Here is a 17,802-nt window from a genome sequence, read left to right on the forward strand (position 1 = left end):
CCGTACGTTCATGTTTAAGGGGAGATATGCGGACGGTCAAGTCCAGCCCCGTGGACATGTGTCCACGAGGCCAGGACTCATGAACTTACGGTGTGGTCGTGCTGAGTGTGAACGTCAGCGTCTTTGAGTAAGTGCCGGTGCGCAGCGCATCGCCGGCACCGATGGTCTGCTGGAAGCCGATCGGCACCGGGTCGTTGGAGACCGGGCCGCTCCAGCTGGTCAGGGTCGTCGGCGCGGCACTGCCGCCGACCGGCGCGTAGGCGCCGCCCTTGGCCTGGGCCTTCAGGCCCTGCGGGAGCGAGAACGAGCCGTTGACGAGATGGCCGGTGGCCGCCGCGTCCGGATCGGCGACGCTCAGCGCCGCGTCGCCCGCGCTCGAGATGACCGTGGCGGCCGTCGACGCGGTGTAGGTCTGCCCCACGCCGGGCGTGAACGGACCGAACGAGGCCGCCGCGCCGAGCGACAGCGAGAGCGTCGCCGGCACCGAACCGCCGACCGTCCCGCTCGAGACGCCGCAGACCGCGGTCGCGGTCTTGGACGGATCGCTGACCGAGACGGCGTTGAGCGTGACGGTCCCGTCCGCGGCGGCGCCGTCGGCCTTGGAGACGTAGACCGGGACCGTGGTGCTCTCCCCGAACTTCGCGGTCGCCAGGGCGTTGCGCAGGTACGCGCTCCAGCCGCTGCCGGTGGCGCTCGCGCTGAGCCGGTAGACGTCTGAGGTCAGGTTGGCCGAGACGTCCATCGGGTGCAGCGCCGGGTCCGTGGCCGCCGCCACGCCGGTGTTCTTGAGCGTGAACGTGCACGCTTGAAGGCCGGCGTCGTCCGTGAGGCCGGGCGCGTCGGCGAGCGCGACGCCACGGGTCTGCGGGCCGTTGCCGTCGAGCGACTGGACGCCGATCGTGTAGTGCAGGACGCCACTCGCGTCCTTGTGCAGGTCGATGATGTAGAAGCGCAGCCGGTTCGCGGTGTCCTCGTACTCGTAGGAGGAGCCCGAGTTCAGGCCGGCGTTGAACGACGCGTCGTCGAGCTGGCGCTGGTCGGCGATCGTGACCTTGTTGACCGTGCCGTCGGCGGCCACGAAGTCGACCATGTTGATGTCCTCCGGGTGGGCGTCGATGATCCAGTTGAAGCACGTGTAGCGACCGCAGGTGGAGTTCTCCGCGGTCTTGGACTTCGAGAGGATCACGCCGTGGCTCGGGTCGAAGGAGTCCGAGCCGATCTGCTGGACGACCTCGGCGAGGTAGCTGTTGTAGCCGTTGGTGACCGCGCCCGTGGTCGCGTTGCGGCCGACGCCGTCGCACAGCGGGTTGGTGGCGACGGTGCAGGGCGGCTCCTTGTCGCCGCCGTCGAGGTTGACCTGGATGCCACTGAGGCCCGAGCCGGGGTCGACCTCACGCGCGGTGACGTCGGCCACGACCATGCCGGACTGCGCGAGGCCGCCGCGGTTGACCTTCAGCAGCTGGTCGGGCGTGATGAACCCGAGCTTGGCCTTGTTGCGCAGGTCGTGCTGCGAGCCGAGCGAGCCGCCGGTGGTGGGCGGGATGAAGTAGCGCGCATGGGTGCCGCCGGGGCCGCCGAAGGAGCCGCGGCTCATCATGTCCCAGGGGCCGGTCGCGTCGCGCTGCAGCGTCGTGTCGAACGGGTTGTTGTAGTTGTCGGCGATGCCGAGGTTGTGGGTCAGCTCGTGGGCGTAGGTCCCCATGCCCGAGCTCTCGGCCTCGATCGAGGTGTTGCCGCTCGCGTTGGGCCAGATCGTCGAGGCCGAGGCCCACGACGTCCACGGCACGTAGCGGGTGATCGCCCAGTTGGCCTGCGTGGGGTCGAAGTTCTTCGGGCCGAAGGCGTCCGGCACCTGGTCCTGCGTCGCCCACTTCATGTTGCCGAACTCCTGCCAGGTGGAGGACTCGTCCTCACCGGCGGAGACGTAGAAGACGTTGTCGTAGGAGTTCACGACGTCCTGGCCGACCGCGGCGACCCATGCCGCCTTGGCGTCGGTGCGGAAGTTCTTGTTGCACGGGTAGTTGGCCGCGTCCGGGCAGTGCGCCTGCTGCGCCGCGCCGCCGAAGTCGGTCATGAAGTACTGATAGGACCGGCCAGGGAGCTGATACGGCCCGAACGAGTCCAGCTGCACGCCGTACTTGCCGTGCGTGTCCTCCATCCAGTACCGGTTCATCGTCTGGAAGTGATTGAGCGCCTGCGGCTTGTTCAGGAAGTCGCGATAGAACGCCGGCACGTCCGCGCGCGGGACGCTGTTGGCCTCCGCGGTCGGCGTGCCGAAGACCGTCCCGCCCGCCGGCTGCGAGATCGTGAACGTCTTGTCCGGGAAGTCGGTCACGACGAGCGCGACCTTCCACTTCTTCACCGACGGCTGGATGCTCGGATCGGAGTAGTCCGGCCCCGGCAGCGGCTTGTAGTCCGACCAGGTCTGGTTCTCCTGGGTGGACCAGTTCTGCGGATCGAGCGGCGAAGGCGCCCCGGCCGCGTTCGCGGCGGCGGGCGCGCTCAGCGCCACCAACGCCACCGTCAGCCCGGCGGCGTGAAGACCTCTCATCGAGTTGTTCCCCTTCTTTAGACCCTTGGCGGCCGTCATGCCCGCCGATCCCGCATCTTTAGCTGGCGGCGCGGGCCTGGGTCAAACGCTCATGGAAACGCGGAAAGCCCCGCATTTGCGGGGCTTTCCGGCATTTGTCACATCCGACGCCGCGTAGTTCCCGCAGCGTCGATGAGAGCGTTTATGGCGTCGTCGTCGACAGCGTGAACGTCAGCGTCTTGGCGTAGCTGCCGGTGCGCAGCGCGTCGGTGGCAGCGATCGTCTGCTTGAAGCTGACGGCGACCGGGTCGTTGGAGACCGGGCCGGTGTACGTCTTCAGGGTCGTCGGCAGCGCCGCGTACGTGCCGGCGGTCGATCCGGAGGCCTGCAGCGCCTGTGGCATCGAGAACGCGCCGTTGACCAGGTGGCCGGTGGCGGTCGGGCTCGGGTCGGCGACCGTCAGGGTCGCGTCGCCTGCGGTGGAGATCACCGTCGCCGTCGTGGAGGCGAAGTAGTCCTTGCCCAGGCCCGGCGTGAACGCGCCGAAGCTGGCCGCCGTGCCCATCGTCAGCGCGAGCGTCGCCGGGACGGACCCGCCGACGGTCGAGTCGGACAGCGTGCAGACCGCGGACGCGGTCTTGGTCGGGTCGCTCTCGGAGACCGCCTTGAGCGTGACCGTGCCGGCGCCCGTGCCCTTCTCGATGTAGACCGGGACCGAGACCGACTGGCCGAACTCCGCCGAGGCGAACGCGTTCTTCACGTACGCCGCCCAGCCGGTGCCCGTGGCCGTCGTCGAGAGGCGGTAGATGTCGGAGTCCAGGAACGCCGAAGCGTCCTGTGGGTGCACGTTCGGGACGGCCGCCATCGCGCCCGTGTTCTTGAGGTTGAACGTGCAGGTCGTATAGCCCTCGGCGTTGCCCAGCTGCGGCGAGGCGAGGCTGACGCCGCGCGTCTGCGGGCCGGCGCCGTCGAGCGAGCGGACGCCCACCTTGTAGTGCAGGACGCCGGTGTCGTCGGTCTTCTTGTCGAGGATGTAGAAGTGCAGGCGGTTGGCCGTGTCCTCGTACTCGGACAGGGTGCCCGAGTTCAGGCCGACGTTGAACGTCGCGTCGTTCTTCTGGCGCTCGTCGCCCGGCGTCGCCATCTTCGGCTGCCCGTCGGGGCCGATGAAGTCGACCTTGTTGATGTCCTCCGGGTGGGCGTCGATGAACCACACGAAGCACGTGAAGTTGCCGCAGGAGGAGGCCGTGTTCTTGGACTTCGAGATCAGGACGCCGTGGCCCGGATCGAAGGAGTCCGAGCCGATCTGCTGGACCACTTCCATGTGGTAGTTGTTGTACTTGCCGGTGATCCCGGTGCCCTGCGTGCGCACGCCGTCGCAGGTCGGGTCGGTGACGTAGTTGCAGGGCGCCTCGTTGTCGCCGGTGCCGTCGAGGACGACGGTCACGCCGGAGATCTCGCCGCCCGTCGGGGCGACCTCACGCGCGGTCACGTCCGCGACCGCCAGGCCCGAGGACTTCAGCCCGTCGCGGTTCAGGCGCAGCAGGTCGCCGTCGGTGAGGAAGTTCAGGACGCGCTTGTTGCGCAGGTTGTGCTGCGAGCCGAGCGCGGAGCCGGTCGTCGGCGGGATCAGGAAGCGGGTGTGCTGGCCGCCGGCGCCGTTGAACTGGCCGCGGCTCATCATGTCCCACATGCCGCTGCCGGTCCGCTGGTAGGGCGACGTGAACGGGTTGTTGTAGTTGTCGGGCAGGCCGAGGTTGTGGGTCAGCTCGTGGGCGTAGGTGCCCATGCCGGAGCTCTCGCCCTCGACCGACGTGTTGCCGCTCGCGTTGGGCCAGATGTTGGCCACGGTGACCCACGAGCTCCACGGCACGTAGCGCGACACCGCCCAGTTGGTCTGGGTCAGGTCGCCGTAGGCCTTCGGGCCGAACGCGTCGGTGACCGCGTCCTGGTTGAGGAACTTCATCTCGCCGAACTCCTGCCAGGTCGAGGACTCGTCCTCACCGGCGGAGACGTAGAAGATGTTGTCGTACTCGGCGATCTTGGCCGCGCCGACATCAGCCAGCCACGCGGCGCGGGCGTCGGTGCGGAAGTTCAGGTTGCAGGGCTTGGCCGGCGTCAGCTGCGGGCAGTGCGCCGGGTTGTTCTGGCTCCCCGACTGGTCGGTCAGGAAGTACTGGTACGAATTGCCCGGCAGCTTGTACGGGCCGAACGAGTCCAGCTGCACGCCGTACTTGCCGTAGCTGTCCTCCATCCAGTAGCGGTTCATCGTCTGGAAGTGGTTCAGCGCCTGCGGCTTGTTGAGGAAGTCGCGGTAGAACGCGGGGACGTCGGCGCGCGGGATGTCGTGCGCCTCGATCGTCGGCGTGCCGTAGATCGTGCTGCCCGCGGGCTGCGAGACGAAGAACGTCTTGTCCGGGAAGTCGGTCAGGACGAGCGCGACCTTCCACTTCTTGACGCTCGGGACGATCGACGGGTCGGAGTAGTCCTTGCCCGGGATCGGGTGGTAGTCGTTCCAGGTGAAGTTGTCCTGGAATGTCCAGTTCTGGGGATCGACGGGCGCGGGTGGCCCCGCGATCGCCACGGCCGGCGCCACCAGCGCCAGCACCGCCGCCATCCCGGCGACGTGCTTGACCTTCATGTCTTTGCCCTCTCTTTTGACCCACGCGGCGCCCCTCGCGCCGCACCCTGGCGCGATCGTAACTACGCGATGTAGTTCTGACCAGGACCGCCGGTCGAGCGGGTCAGGCCACGAGGTCCCGGTACAGCTGCGAGGTCTGCGCGGCGATCGCGGGCCACGCAAACGCCTCCACAGCGCGCTTGCGGCCCGCTTTGCCGAACGCCGCCGCCTTCGCCGGATCGGCGATCAGGGCGTTGACGCGTTGAGCGAAATCAGCGGCGAACTTCGCCGGATCGCGGGGCGCGCCGGTCCCGTCGTCGCCGGGCTCGATCGGCACCAGGTACCCGGTCTCGTCGTCGACGACGACCTCGACGATGCCGCCGGTCGCGGTGGCAACGACCGCCGCCTCGCACGCCATCGCCTCGAGGTTGACGATGCCGAGCGGCTCATAGATCGACGGGCAGGCGAAGACGGTCGCGTGGCTGAGGATCTGGATCACGTCGGGCTTGGGGAGCATCTGCTCGATCCAGAAGACGCCTTCGCGGGTCGCCTTGAGCTCCTCGACGCGGCGCTCGACCTCGGCGCCGAGCTCCGGCGTGTCGGCGCTGCCCGCGCAGAGGACGAGCTGCGCGCTCGGGTCGAAGGCCTTCGCCGCCTCGAGCAGGTATTGCACGCCCTTCTGGCGGGTGATCCGGCCGACGAACACGACGCTCGGCTTGGCCGGGTCGATGCCGTGGCGCTCGAGGACGTCGGTGGTCGGGTCGGGCGTGTACTCGGCGGTGTCGATGCCGTTGTAGATGACGTGGACGCGGTCGGGGTCGATGTTCGGGTAGACGCGCAGGATGTCGCCGCGCGTGCCGTTGGAGACCGCGATCACCGCGTCCGCGTTCTCCAGCGCGGTGCGCTCGCAGAAGCTCGACAGGCGGTACCCGCCGCCGAGCTGTTCCTCCTTCCACGGCCGTAGGGGCTCGAGCGAGTGGACGGTCGCCACGTGCGGGATGCCCCACAGCAGCTTGGCCAGGTGACCGCCGAAGTTCGCGTACCAGGTGTGGCTGTGGGCGAGGTCTGAGCCCTGCGCGCCCGCGGACATCGTCAGGTCGATGCTGACCGCCCGCAGCGCGGCGAGCTCGGGCGCGTCGCCCCGCAAAGCGTCCCAGGCGGTGTGCGGGACGTCCCCCGTCCCCCACGCGTGCACCGTGACCTCCTCGAACGCGCGCAGCTCGCGCGCGAGGTACTCGACGTGCACGCCCGCCCCGCCGTAGACCTCGGGCGGGTACTCGCGGGTCATCAAAGCGATCTTCATTCTGTGACCCTCATGCCCTTCGGGATCACCACGATCCCGCCGTCGGAGACGTGGAAGCGCTCGCGATCCTTCACCGGGTCCACGCCGATCTCCACGCCCTCGCCGATGTAGACGTTCTTGTCCAGGATCGCGCGCCGCACGACGGCGTTGCGCGCGACCTCGACCTCGTGCATCACGATCGAGTCCTCGACCAGCGAGTACGAATGCATGTGCGCGAGCGGCGAGACGATGCTGCGGCGCACGGTCCCGCCGGAGATCACGACGCCGGCGCAGACCATCGAGTCGACCGCATGGCCGCGGCGGCCGTCCTCGTCGAAGATGAACTTCGCCGGCTGAGTGATCCCGGGCCACGTGTGGATCGGCCAGTCGTGGTTGTACATGTTGAAGATCGGGTGGACCGAGATCAGGTCCATGTGCGCGTCGAAGTAGGCGTCGAGCGTGCCGACGTCGCGCCAGTAGCCCTTGTCGCGCTCGGTGGCGCCCGGGACCTCGTTGGCGGAGAAGTCGTAGACCTGCGCGTCGCCCTGGGCGACCAGCGCGGGGATGATGTTGCCGCCGATGTCGTGCTTGGACGTCTCGTCGGCAGCGTCGGCCGAGACGGTGCTGATCAGTGCCTCGGTCGAGAAGACGTAGTTGCCCATCGAGGCGAAGACCTCGTTCGGCGAGTCCGGCAGGCCGACCGGGTCCTTCGGCTTCTCGCGGAACGCGGCGATGTCGCGCCCGTTGGCCGCGGTCTCGATCACGCCGAACTGGTCGGCCTGCTCGATCGGTGTGCGCAGCGCGGCGACCGTCACGCCCTTGCCGGAGGCGACGTGCTGCTCGACCATCTGGCGCGGGTCCATGCGGTAGATGTGGTCGGCGCCGAAGACGATGATGTGCTCCGGACGCTCGTCGGCGATCAGGTTGTAGTTCTGGTAGATCGCATCGGCTGAGCCCACGAACCAGCGCGGCCCGAGCCGCATCTGGGCCGGGACCGGCGTGACGTAGTTGCCCAGCAGCGGCGACAGGCGCCAGGTCGTGGTGACGTGCTTGTCGAGGCTGTGGCTCTTGTACTGCGTCAGGACCACGATCTGGTGGTAGTTCGCGTTGACCAGGTTCGAGAGCGCGAAGTCGATCAGGCGGTAGTTGCCGCCGAACGGCACGGCGGGCTTGGCGCGGTCGGCCGTCAAGGGTGCGAGGCGCTTGCCCTCGCCCCCGGCCAGCACCATGGTCAGGACCTTGCTCATGCCAGGATCTCCCGCGCTTCCTCGATGATCTGCTCCAGGTGCGCTTCGCCCTTCAGGGACTCGGCGTAGAGCTTGTAGATGTCCTCGGTGCCGCTCGGGCGGGCGGCGAACCAGCCGTGCTCGGCGACGACCTTCACGCCGCCGATCGCCGCGTCGTTGCCGGGCGCCTTCGTGAGCACCCGCTCGATCGGCTCGCCCGCGAGCTCGGTCGCGGTGATGTCCGACGGCTCCAACTGGAGCAGCTTCGCCTTGCGCTCGGGGGTGATCGGCGAGTCGGTGCGCCTGTAGGCGGGCGCGCCGAAGCGCTGCGTGAGCTCGGTGTAGTGCTGCCCCGGGTCCTTGCCGGTCGTGGCGGTGATCTCCGCCGCCAGCAGCGCGAGCAGGATGCCGTCCTTGTCGGTCGACCACGGCGTGCCGTCCATGCGCAGGAACGACGCGCCGGCGCTCTCCTCGCCACCGAAGCCCAGGCTGCCGTCGACCAGGCCGTCGACGAACCACTTGAAGCCGACCGGCACCTCGACCAGGCGGCGGCCGAGGTCGGCCGCAACGAAGTCGATCAGCGTCGAGGAGACCAGCGTCTTGCCGATCCCCGCGTCGCCCCAGGCCGGGCGGGCGCCGCCGAACAGGTAGTTGATCGCCACGGCCAGGTAGTGGTTGGGATTCAGGAGCCCGGTGCTGGGGGCGACGATCCCGTGGCGGTCGGCGTCCGGGTCGCAGGCGACGGCGACGTCGAAGCGCTCACGCAGCTCGATCAGGCCGCTCATCACGTACGGCGAGGAGCAGTCCATCCGGATCTTGCCGTCGTGGTCGAGCGGGACGAAGCGGAACGTCGGGTCGACCTCGTCGTTGACGACCTCGATGTCGAGCCCGTGGATGTCTCTGATCGCGGCGAAGTAGGCGACGCTCGCGCCCCCGAGCGGGTCGGCGCCGATCCGCACGCCCGCCGCGCGAATCGCGGCGACGTCGATCACGTTCGGGAGATCCTTGACGTACGCATCCACGTAGTCGTGTGGCACCGTACGTTCATCGGTCGTTTGAACGGGTGTGCCCAGGATGCGGTTGGCCTCATCCTCGATGCGCTTCGTGATGTCCGTCCCCGCCGGCCCGCCGCTGGGCGGGTTGTACTTGTAGCCGCCGTCCTCGGGCGGGTTGTGGCTCGGCGTGAGGACGATCCCGTCGCTGCCGGGGTGGGTCAGGATCGCGTGACTGAGCGCGGGAGTCGGCGTGTAACCGTCCGCGGCGTCGACGCGGATGTCGAGCCCGTGGGCGCTGAAGACGCTCAGCGCCGTGTGGAACGCCGGCTCCGACAGCGCGTGCGTGTCGCGCGCGACGAACAGCGGTCCCGCTATCCCCTCCGCTTTTCGGTAGCGCGCGATCGCCTCGCTGATGGCCAGGACGTGGGCTTCGGTGAACGTGCCCTTGAGGGAACTGCCGCGGTGGCCTGAGGTCCCGAAGGTGACGGGACCCAGGGGCTCGCGGCGGTACGCGGCGTACAGCTCGTCGAGGTCGACGAGCATCGCGGCGTCTGGACGGGTGCCGGCGGTAGGGCTCACACTCGCGAACCTTCCCACTTCTGACTTGGCCGAGGCGTGCCGCAACGCATAGGGTGCGGGGATGCGGCAGCTCACCAGCCTCGACGCGCAGTTTCTCGCCCTCGAGAACTCGCGCCAGACCGGTCATGTCGGCAGCCTCGCGATGCTCGACGCAGCGACGGCGCCGGACGGGGAATTCGGCTACCGCGAAGTGACGCGGCTGATCGAGGAACGCGCGCCGCAGCTTCCGCCGCTGCGCTGGCGCCTCGCCGAGGTGCCGCTCGGGCTCGACCACCCCTACTGGGTCGAGGAAGCCGAGATCGACCTCGGCTACCACATCCGCGAGATGGCGCTCGCGTCGCCGGGCAACGACGAGCAGCTCGCCGACCAGGTCGCGCGGATCATGTCGCGCCCCCTGGACCGCGCGCGGCCGCTGTGGGAGCTCTACGTGATCGAGGGCCACGAGTCCGGCCTGGTGTGCGTCCTGACGAAGATCCACCACGCGGTCATCGACGGCCTCAGCGGCGCCGAGATCATGGCGCTGCTGCTGGACCTGACCCCCGAGGGCCGCGAGATCCCGCCGGTCTCCGAGGACGAGGATCTCGCCGACCCCCCACCCACCGGGCTGCAGATGTTCACGCTCGGGATGCTCGGTCTCCCCCGCTACCCGGTGCGGATGCTGCGGGCGCTGCCGAAGGCGATCCCGAACCTCGAGGACACGCCGTTCGGGATCTTCCCGGGGGCCGGCACGCTGTCGAAGATCGCGGGGAAGCTGAGCCGCGACGGGGTCGAGCGGCCCGATCTGACCGCGCCCAAGACGGTCTTCAACGGCCGCGTCTCGCCGCACCGGCGCTTCGTCTTCGGCCAGCTCCCGCTGAGCGAGTTCAAGGCCGCCAAGAACAACCACGGCGCGACGGTCAACGACGTCGTCGTGGCGGTGTGCGCGGGCGCGGTGCGGCGCTGGCTGATCGAGCACGACGACCTGCCTGAGACGCCGCTGGTGGCGCAGGTGCCGGTGTCAGTGCGCACGGGCGAGCAGTTCGGCACCTTCGGCAACCGCATCCTGCTGATGGCGGCGCCGCTGTTCACCGACGAGCCGGACCCGGTCGAGCGCCTGCGCAAGACCCACGAGGCGCTCGCCGAGATGAAGGACCGCCACCGCGCGTTGCCCGCCGAGCTGCTGCAGGACGCCAACAACTTCATCCCGCCCGCGGTCTTCGCGCGCGCCGCGCGGCTCACGTTCGGCTTCTCGACCTCGCGTCCCGGCCGGCCGACGTGGAACCTCGTGATCTCCAACGTCCCCGGCCCGCAGTTCCCGCTCTACATGGCGGGTGCGCGGCTGGAGGCCAACTACCCGGTCTCGGTGATCACCGACGGCATGGGCCTCAACATCACCGTCATGAGCTACATGGGCCACATGGACTTCGGGATCGTCGCCGACCGCGATCAGATGCCCGACGTCGAGGTGCTGATGGGCTACCTGCGCGAGGAACTCGAAGCGCTCGAACAGTGACCGACGCCGGGGAGAACCGTCGCCACGTCGAGGAGGGCGTCACCCGCGACCTGCGCGGGCGGCGCACCTACGCGTCCTACCTCGACCTCGAGCGGCTCCTGAGCGCCCAGCACCCGCTGAGCGACCCCGAGCACCACGACGAGCTGCTGTTCATCATCCAGCACCAGACCTCCGAGCTGTGGATGCGGCTGATCATCCACGAGCTCGACGAGGTGCTCGCGCGGCTCGCCGCCGACGACCTCGGCCCGGCCCAGAAGGGTCTCTCGCGCGTGAAGCAGATCCAGCGCCAGCTCTTTGAGCAGTGGGCTGTGCTGGCGACGCTGACCCCGTCGGAGTACGTGAAGTTCCGCGACGTCCTCGGCCCCGCCTCCGGCTTCCAGTCGCTGCAGTACCGGATCATCGAGTTCCAGCTCGGCAACAAGAACCGCGAGATGCTGACGGTCTTCCGGCATGACGAGACCGCGCACGCGCGCCTGCGCGAGGTCCTCGAGGCCCCCAGCCTCTACGACGAGTTCCTGCGCCACCTCGCCCGCCGCGACTACGCGATCCCCGCCGACTGCGTCGAGCGCGACTTCACCGAGCCCCACCGGCGCCGCGAGGACCTCCTCCCCGTCTTCAAGGCCATCTACGACGCCCCCAAACGCGACTGGGAGGCCTACGAGATGTGCGAGGAGCTCGTCGACGTCGAGGAGTCCTTTCAGCTGTGGCGCTTCCGCCACATGAAGACCGTCGAGCGGATCATCGGTCACAAGCGCGGCACGGGAGGCTCCTCAGGAGTCGGATTCCTCCGTGCCGCGCTCGATCTGACCTTCTTTCCGGAACTGCTGGACGTGCGGACCGAGATCGGCCGCTAGCCGCCGAGGTAGACCCAGACGGAGTGGATCTTCGAGTCGATCTCGGCCATGTCGGTGGCGAAGACCTGGAGCTTGTACTTGCGCTCCTTGTCGCGCAGGTTCTTGGGCGGCTTGATCTGCGCGCTGACGGGTCCGGCGTTGGCGTCGACGGTCTCGGTGGCGACGACCTTCTTGCCGAGCTTCAGGCGCAACGTGAGCGTCCCGGCCTCTGAGACGTTGACCTTGACCTTGACGGTGTTCTCGGGCGCCTTGATCGAGATCAGGTCGACGGTCGGGGCGGTGGTGTCGCCCTCCTCGAAGACCGTCGGCGCGGTGGTCGTGTTGGGGAGCGCCGGCGGGAGGCTCGGATCGTCCGGGTCCACCCAGTCGGGATCGGTCCACGGCGTCCCGGGGTCGACGGGCGCGCCCGGGTCCGCGGTGCCGACGACGACCTGGCCGTTCATGCCCCCGGCGGCGAGGCCGCCGTGGATCGAGCAATAGAACTGATACGTGCCGGCCTGGCTGACGACCGTGCTCGCCTTCGGCCCGAGGTAGGACGCGCCGAGCTGCTGTGGCTGCCCACCGGGTGCGACGACCCAGACGTCGTGGGTGGAGTTCTCCCCGAGCGGGTTGCCGGGCTGCGTGAAGCGCCACTCGATCGTGTCACCCACCTGCGCGGGGACGTTGCGCGGCGTCCAGAGATGCGTGAACGACGGCGTGTCGAAGGCCTGGACGGCGCGCGTGACGGACGCCTGGGCGCCCGCGGCCGGCACCAGCAGCGCGGCGGCGGCGAGCCCGCCCACAAGGACCCGGCGGATCACGCCTGCACCTCCATCTGGCCCATCATCGACATGTCGCCGTGCTCGGCGGCATGGCAGTGGAAGACGTAGCGGCCGCTGAAGTAGTCGAAGTACGGGCGGATGACCACGGTCGAGCGCGGATAGACCGCCACCGTGTCCTTCCAGCCCCGGTCCCCCGGACTGGGCGGTTGGCCGTCGACGGACACCACTCTGAAGTGGTACCCGTGCAGATGCATCGGGTGCGTGCGGTCGGACTGATTGACCCACGTCCACTGCTCGGTCGTGCCCTGGCGCGGCTTCGCGTCGATCCGTTCCTCGGAGAACCCGCCGCCCGCGATGTGCCACACCGAGCTGCCGCCCGCGAGACCCTCGAAGGTCAGCGGCCACGAGCGCTCCATGTTGACCTCGGGCAGCTCCTCGTCCTCGGCGAGCTGCTTCGGGATCCGCGCCTCCTCGGCGCCGCCCTTGACGACGTCGAAGCGCATCACGGCGCTCGTCGACGCCTCGCCGACGGTGTTGTGGAGGATGACCTTCGAGCCGACGCCGAAGTCGCGGAAGTCGACGAGCACGTCGACGCGCTCGGCCGGCTCCAGCGGAATCGAGGTGCGCGCCACCGGCTTGCCCGGCAGCATCCCGCCGTCGGAGGCGATCTGGATCATCTTGCGCCCGTTGCCGAGCTCGAGCTTGTAGGGCCGCGCGTTGGACGCGTTGAGGAACCGCAGCCGGTAGATCCGCCGCTCGACCTTCATCCGCGGCGCGACCGCGCCGTTGACGAGGATCGTGTCGCCGCGGAAGCCGCGGTCGAGGTCGAACCGGTAGCGGAACGAGCCGTCGGCGTTGAACGAGCGGTCCTGGATCATCAGCGGGACGTCGTATTCGCCCTGCGGAAGATCGAACTGCTTGTCGTTGGGATCGTCGAGCAGGTAGAACCCGGCGAGCCCGGCGAACAGCGTGAGGTGCGTCTCGCCGTGCGCGTGGTCGTGGTACCACAGCGTCGCCGAGCGGGCGATGTTCGGGTACTTGTACAGCCGCTCCGTCCCGGTCGGGATGAAGTCGTGCGGGTGCCCGTCGAACTGCGGCTCGGTGACGCCGCCGTGCAGGTGGACGTTGAGGTCGCGCCCGCTCTGGTTGATCTGGCGGATCTGCACCTCGCGCCCGCGCGTGGCCTTGATCGTCGGCCCCGGGTAGAGCCCGTTGTAGCCGAGCACCGGTGTGTGCAGGCCCGGCAGGATGTCCGCCGTCCCGGGCTTCATGGTGATGACGTACTGCTCGAGCTGCTTGGTCGCCGAGCCCGGCGTCGCCACCGGCAGGATCGGCACATCGCGCTGGAACGGGTCGAACGGCGTCGAGGCGGCGGAGCGCACGTACGCCGAGGTCTTCTTGCCGCTGATCCGCGCCTTCTTGTCGAAGTCGAACGAGCAGACCAGCGCGAGCGTGCCGACGCCGCTGAACCCGCGCGTCAGAGCGGCGCGGCGGGTGATCGGGTCACTTTCCCAATTCATCGCGCGCGTCCCTTGCCCTTGAGGTTGATCGTCCGTGTCACGCTCGTCTGGCCGATCGGGCCGGCCAGGGCGAGCGTCGCCGTGGTCTTCACCGATCCTCGATAGTCGTCCAAGGCCTTCTTGGCCGCGGCATTGGGTTTCAGCTTGACCGTGAAGCGGCCGTGGCCGTCGCAGGTCGTGGTCGCGGAGCCGAGCTTGGTGCCGTTGAGGCCGATCTGCTTCGCCACCGCCTTGCTCACCGAGAGCGTCAGCGTGCCGGACCCGGCCGAGACGCAGCGGGCGACGATCGTCAGCTTGCCCTTCAGGAACGACGACACCGTCATCGCCTTCACGGTCGGCTTGTCGATCGCGGCCCAGATCGAGGCGATCTTCGCGGGCGTGGTGTCACGCGGCGGCTCCGGCGTGGCGGTGGGCGTCGCGGTCGGCGTGGCGGTGGGCGTCGGGGTCGGCTCCGTGCCGTCGACGTTCTTGACCACCACCGTGCCCGTCATCTCCGTCGGGTGCACGGTGCAGACGAACGTGTACGTGCCCGGCGTGTCGAACGTGCACTCGCCGGTCCAGGATGCGGGCTGCCCGTAGGCCGGCAGCGGCGGGCCGGTCGTGATCGCGATGCCGGTCTTCTGCACGCACGAGGTCGGGTTGGTGTCGAACTTGACGTTGTGCGCGCTCGTGCCCGACGGGTAGCTGAAGTCGACCGTCGCGCCCTTGTCGACCGTGACGGTGTTGTCCGCAGCGTCGCTGCTCGACGCGTCCTGGAACCAGTTCTTCGCCGGTGTCGCTGTGTCGTGGGCGACGATCCCGGGGCGCGTCGGCGGCGTGGCCGTCGGCGTCGGCGTCGCGGTGGCCGTCGGCGTCGGCGTGGCCGTCGCGGTGGGCGTCGGCGTCGGTTCGCCGCCGGACTCGACGACGACCGTGCCGGTCATCTCCGGGTGCGTCCCGCAGACGAACGTGTACGTGCCCGGCGTGTCGAAGGTGCAGTAGCCCTCCCAGCCGGGACCCTGCGCGAACGCCGGCATCGGCGGCGCGTCGTTGGTGTCCAGGATCGGGAACTGCGACGAGACCTTGGTCTGCGGACACAGCGCCGGGGCAGGCCCGCTCGGGAACGTCACGTTGTGCCCGCTCGCGCCTGAGGGGAAGGCGAAGGTCACGCGGGCGCCGGCCTTGACGGTGACGCTGTTGTCCGCCTCGCTGGACTGCGACGCGTCCTGCCACCAGTTGTGGGTGCCGTCATGGGCCTCGATCCGCGCCGGGGTGGGCGTCGCGGTAGCCGTGGCCGTGGCCGTGGCCGTGGCCGTCACGGTCGGCGTGGCCGTGGGCGTCGCGTCACTGACGACGATCGTGCCCTTCATCAGGAAGTTCAGGCCCGAGTGGAACACGTACGTGCCGGCCTTGTCGAAGGTGCAGGTGCCGGCCCAGCCGGGACCCTGCTGGTACCACGGCAGCGGCGGCGTCGCGCCCCAGTTCTCGCCCGCGGTCTGCTTGCAGCTGGACGGCTGCAGCGTCTCGAAGACGACGTTGTGGCGGCTTTCGCCGACGGGGTAGCTGAATCCGACCGTGCCGCCGACCGGAATCTCGACCGCCGAGTCGTCGCCCGCCGCGTCGCGGAAGGCCGTGTCGGTCACGACGAAACTCGCCGAGACCGGCGCGTCGCTATGACCCCATGCGAGCGCGGGGAGCGCCGTTATTGCCACGGCGGCGCATGCCAGCCATGGCAGGTACCTCCTCCTAAGACCCACGTTCCCCCTCCTGAATTATCTTCGAGCCGAAGCCTACATTGTCAGACAAGATTTCCGCAACGTCTCTTTTGACCAGTTGTGCGCCAAAGCACCGTATGACCGGCCGATGAGCGTCAGAAGTCATCGGTCACGCTGCGAGAAGGCCACCAATTTCGTTCGCCGAGCAGGTACGCCAGCGACGGAACGAGGAAGGTGCGGACGAGGAACGCGTCCACGAGCAGCCCGAGCGTCACGGTGAAGCCCACCTGGAACAGCGCGACGAGGTCCAGCGCCATCAGCGCGGCGAACGTCCCGGCGAGGATCAACCCTGCCGAGGTGATCACGCCGCCGGTGCGCAGCAGTCCGGAGATGACCGCGTCGCGCGTGGCCAGCCCGCGCGCGTGCTCCTCGCGGATGCCGGTCATCAGGAAGATGTTGTCGTCGACGCCGAGCGCGACCAGGAAGATGAACGCGAAGATCGACAGGTTCGGGTCCGAGTTGGGCTGCCCGAAGACGTGCGTGAAGATCAGCGACGAGGCCCCGAGCGCGAAGCCGAAGGACAGGATCACCGTCCCCATCACGTAGAGCGGGGCGACCACCGCGCGCAGCAGCGCCATCAGGATCAGCAGGATCAGGACGAGCACCAGCGGCACGATCAGCTTCGCGTCGCGGCGCAGCGCGGCGAGGTTGTCGTGCTGCTCGGCGGTGATGCCGCCCACGACCACCTTGTCGCCTCCGGGGAGGCGCTTGATCTTGGCGCGCAGCTTCGGGATCTCGTCCATCGCTCGCCGTGAGAACGGGTCCAGGTTGAGCACGACCTGCATCGAGATGTGCTTGCCGTCGAGGGCTTGGGAGTCGGTGTTGGCGCTGGAGATGACCTTCTGCCGGCCGAGCAGCTTGGACAGGTCGTCGACCGTGTCGGTGGGCGTGACCACGTCGACGGGCGCCACGCGGCCGGGCGGGAAGCGCTTGGCGATCAGCTCCTGCGCCTGCACGGACTCCGGCGGGTCGTGGTACTGCTGATTGATCGTCAGATAGCCGCGACCGCTGAGGTTGCCGAGCGCGCCGATGACGAGGATCCCGATGCACACGCCGGCGAGCAGCGCCGGGCGCCGGCGCACGAGCTCGCCGATGCGCTTCCAGCGTGGCGACACGTTCGGCTGGGGATCGGGCTCCACCGGCGGGTGCACCGGCCAGAACGCGCGCCGGCCGAGCACCGAGAGCACCGCCGGCAGCAGCGTCAGCGCGGCGGCGAGCATCACGAAGATGCCCAGGGCCAGGATCGGGCCCATCTCGCGGGTCGCGTTGAAGTCGGCGAGGCCGAGCACCAGCATCGCCGCGACGACGATGCCGCCGGAGGCGAGGATCGCCGGCGCGGTGCGCTCACACGCGCGAGCGATCGCCGCGTCGATGTCGCCGCTCCGGCGCAGCTCGTCGCGGTAGCGCGAGACGAGCAGGAGCGCGTAGTCGGTGCCGGCACCGAACATGAGCACGATCAGGATCGCGGTCGATTGGCCGCTCACGGTGGTGGCACCGATCTCCACGAGCCCGTACAGCAGCCCGGTCGCAACCAGATACGCGACGACCACGACGGCGAGCATCAGCCCGGCGATGATCGGCGAGCGGTACGTGATCAGCATCAGGACGAGCACGAGTACGCCGGTGATCGCCAGCAGCGTGCCGTCGATGCCCTCGACGGCGAGCGCGCGGTCGGCGTCGAAGCCCGCCTGACCGGTGACGTACGCGGCCAGCGGCTTGCCGTCCGCGGGTGGCACGATCTTGCGGATCGCGGTGACGTCGCGGACGATCGAGTCGGTGTCGTCCTTGCCGTTGAACACGGACGTGAGCACCATCGACGGCGGGTCGTCGGACGAGAATGCGGAGAGCGGGATCTGCGGGCCGAGCGTGTGCCCGATATCGCCGCAGGCGATGCTGTTGGGCGCCCCGATGCCTTGCAGGTCCGGCAGCGTCGCGGTCCCGCACAGCGTGTCGAGCGCCGTCGCGACCTTGCCCTGCTGCGCGCCGACGTCCCCGTGGTCGGCGACGAACGCCAGGACCGAGGTCGACCAGCGCCCTTCGCGGAAGTTGTGCTTGAGCTGCTCGTGCGCGAGCGTGGACTCGGCACCGCGGGCACGGAACGTCTCGCTCTCGTCAGCCGCCTTCGCCTGCAGCTTGGGCTGCAGCCAGCCCAGTCCGAGGGCGAGCACCACCCAGACGCCGATCACGAC

The 17,802-nt window shown here is 69.1% G+C and carries 11 protein-coding genes; 2 read left to right on the plus strand and 9 right to left on the minus strand.

From position 1 onward, the window contains the following. Positions 1-85: 85 nt before the first annotated feature. From OM076_RS12880 to OM076_RS12900, 5 genes are all read right to left on the minus strand, one after another. Complete coding sequence (locus OM076_RS12880) at positions 86-2,551, minus strand: M6 family metalloprotease domain-containing protein (protein WP_270040365.1); 2,466 nt, start codon at positions 2,549-2,551, stop codon at positions 86-88. A gap of 181 nt (positions 2,552-2,732) precedes the next feature. Further along, a complete protein-coding gene (locus tag OM076_RS12885; RefSeq protein ID WP_270040366.1) occupies positions 2,733-5,171 on the minus strand; it encodes an immune inhibitor A domain-containing protein in 2,439 nt (812 codons plus the stop codon). 103 nt (positions 5,172-5,274) lie between these two features. Then, a complete protein-coding gene (gene glgA / locus OM076_RS12890) occupies positions 5,275-6,453 on the minus strand; it encodes a glycogen synthase (RefSeq protein ID WP_270040367.1) in 1,179 nt (392 codons plus the stop codon). Further along, a complete protein-coding gene (gene glgC / locus OM076_RS12895) occupies positions 6,450-7,679 on the minus strand; it encodes a glucose-1-phosphate adenylyltransferase (protein WP_270040368.1) in 1,230 nt (409 codons plus the stop codon). Before glgC ends, glgA begins: the two co-directional genes overlap by 4 nt. Continuing rightward, positions 7,676-9,196, minus strand: coding sequence for a phosphohexomutase domain-containing protein (locus OM076_RS12900; protein WP_272597955.1), 1,521 nt, complete (start codon positions 9,194-9,196; stop codon positions 7,676-7,678). The genes glgC and OM076_RS12900 overlap by 4 nt, the downstream gene beginning before the upstream one ends. Positions 9,197-9,293: 97 nt before the next feature. Between OM076_RS12900 and OM076_RS12905 the strand changes: the two genes are divergently transcribed. Beyond that, on the plus strand, positions 9,294-10,724 hold the full coding sequence (locus OM076_RS12905) for a WS/DGAT/MGAT family O-acyltransferase (protein ID WP_270040370.1): 1,431 nt from the start codon (positions 9,294-9,296) through the stop codon (positions 10,722-10,724). After that, on the plus strand, positions 10,721-11,578 hold the full coding sequence (locus OM076_RS12910; RefSeq protein WP_270040371.1) for a tryptophan 2,3-dioxygenase: 858 nt from the start codon (positions 10,721-10,723) through the stop codon (positions 11,576-11,578). The genes OM076_RS12905 and OM076_RS12910 overlap by 4 nt, the downstream gene beginning before the upstream one ends. Here OM076_RS12910 and OM076_RS12915 read toward each other — a convergent pair. From OM076_RS12915 to OM076_RS12930, 4 genes are all read right to left on the minus strand, one after another. Continuing rightward, complete coding sequence (locus OM076_RS12915; RefSeq protein WP_270040372.1) at positions 11,575-12,378, minus strand: cupredoxin domain-containing protein; 804 nt, start codon at positions 12,376-12,378, stop codon at positions 11,575-11,577. The two genes, OM076_RS12910 and OM076_RS12915, sit on opposite strands and share 4 nt — an antisense overlap. Beyond that, positions 12,375-13,859, minus strand: coding sequence for a multicopper oxidase family protein (locus tag OM076_RS12920; protein WP_270040373.1), 1,485 nt, complete (start codon positions 13,857-13,859; stop codon positions 12,375-12,377). The genes OM076_RS12915 and OM076_RS12920 overlap by 4 nt, the downstream gene beginning before the upstream one ends. Beyond that, positions 13,856-15,481 carry a cupredoxin domain-containing protein gene (locus OM076_RS12925; protein ID WP_270040374.1) on the minus strand — a complete coding sequence of 542 codons (1,626 nt, stop codon included), beginning with the start codon at positions 15,479-15,481 and terminating at the stop codon, positions 13,856-13,858. The genes OM076_RS12920 and OM076_RS12925 overlap by 4 nt, the downstream gene beginning before the upstream one ends. 227 nt (positions 15,482-15,708) lie before the next feature. Continuing rightward, complete coding sequence (locus OM076_RS12930; protein WP_270040375.1) at positions 15,709-17,799, minus strand: MMPL family transporter; 2,091 nt, start codon at positions 17,797-17,799, stop codon at positions 15,709-15,711. Positions 17,800-17,802 lie beyond the last annotated feature (3 nt).

It is taken from the genome of Solirubrobacter ginsenosidimutans (assembly GCF_027587205.1).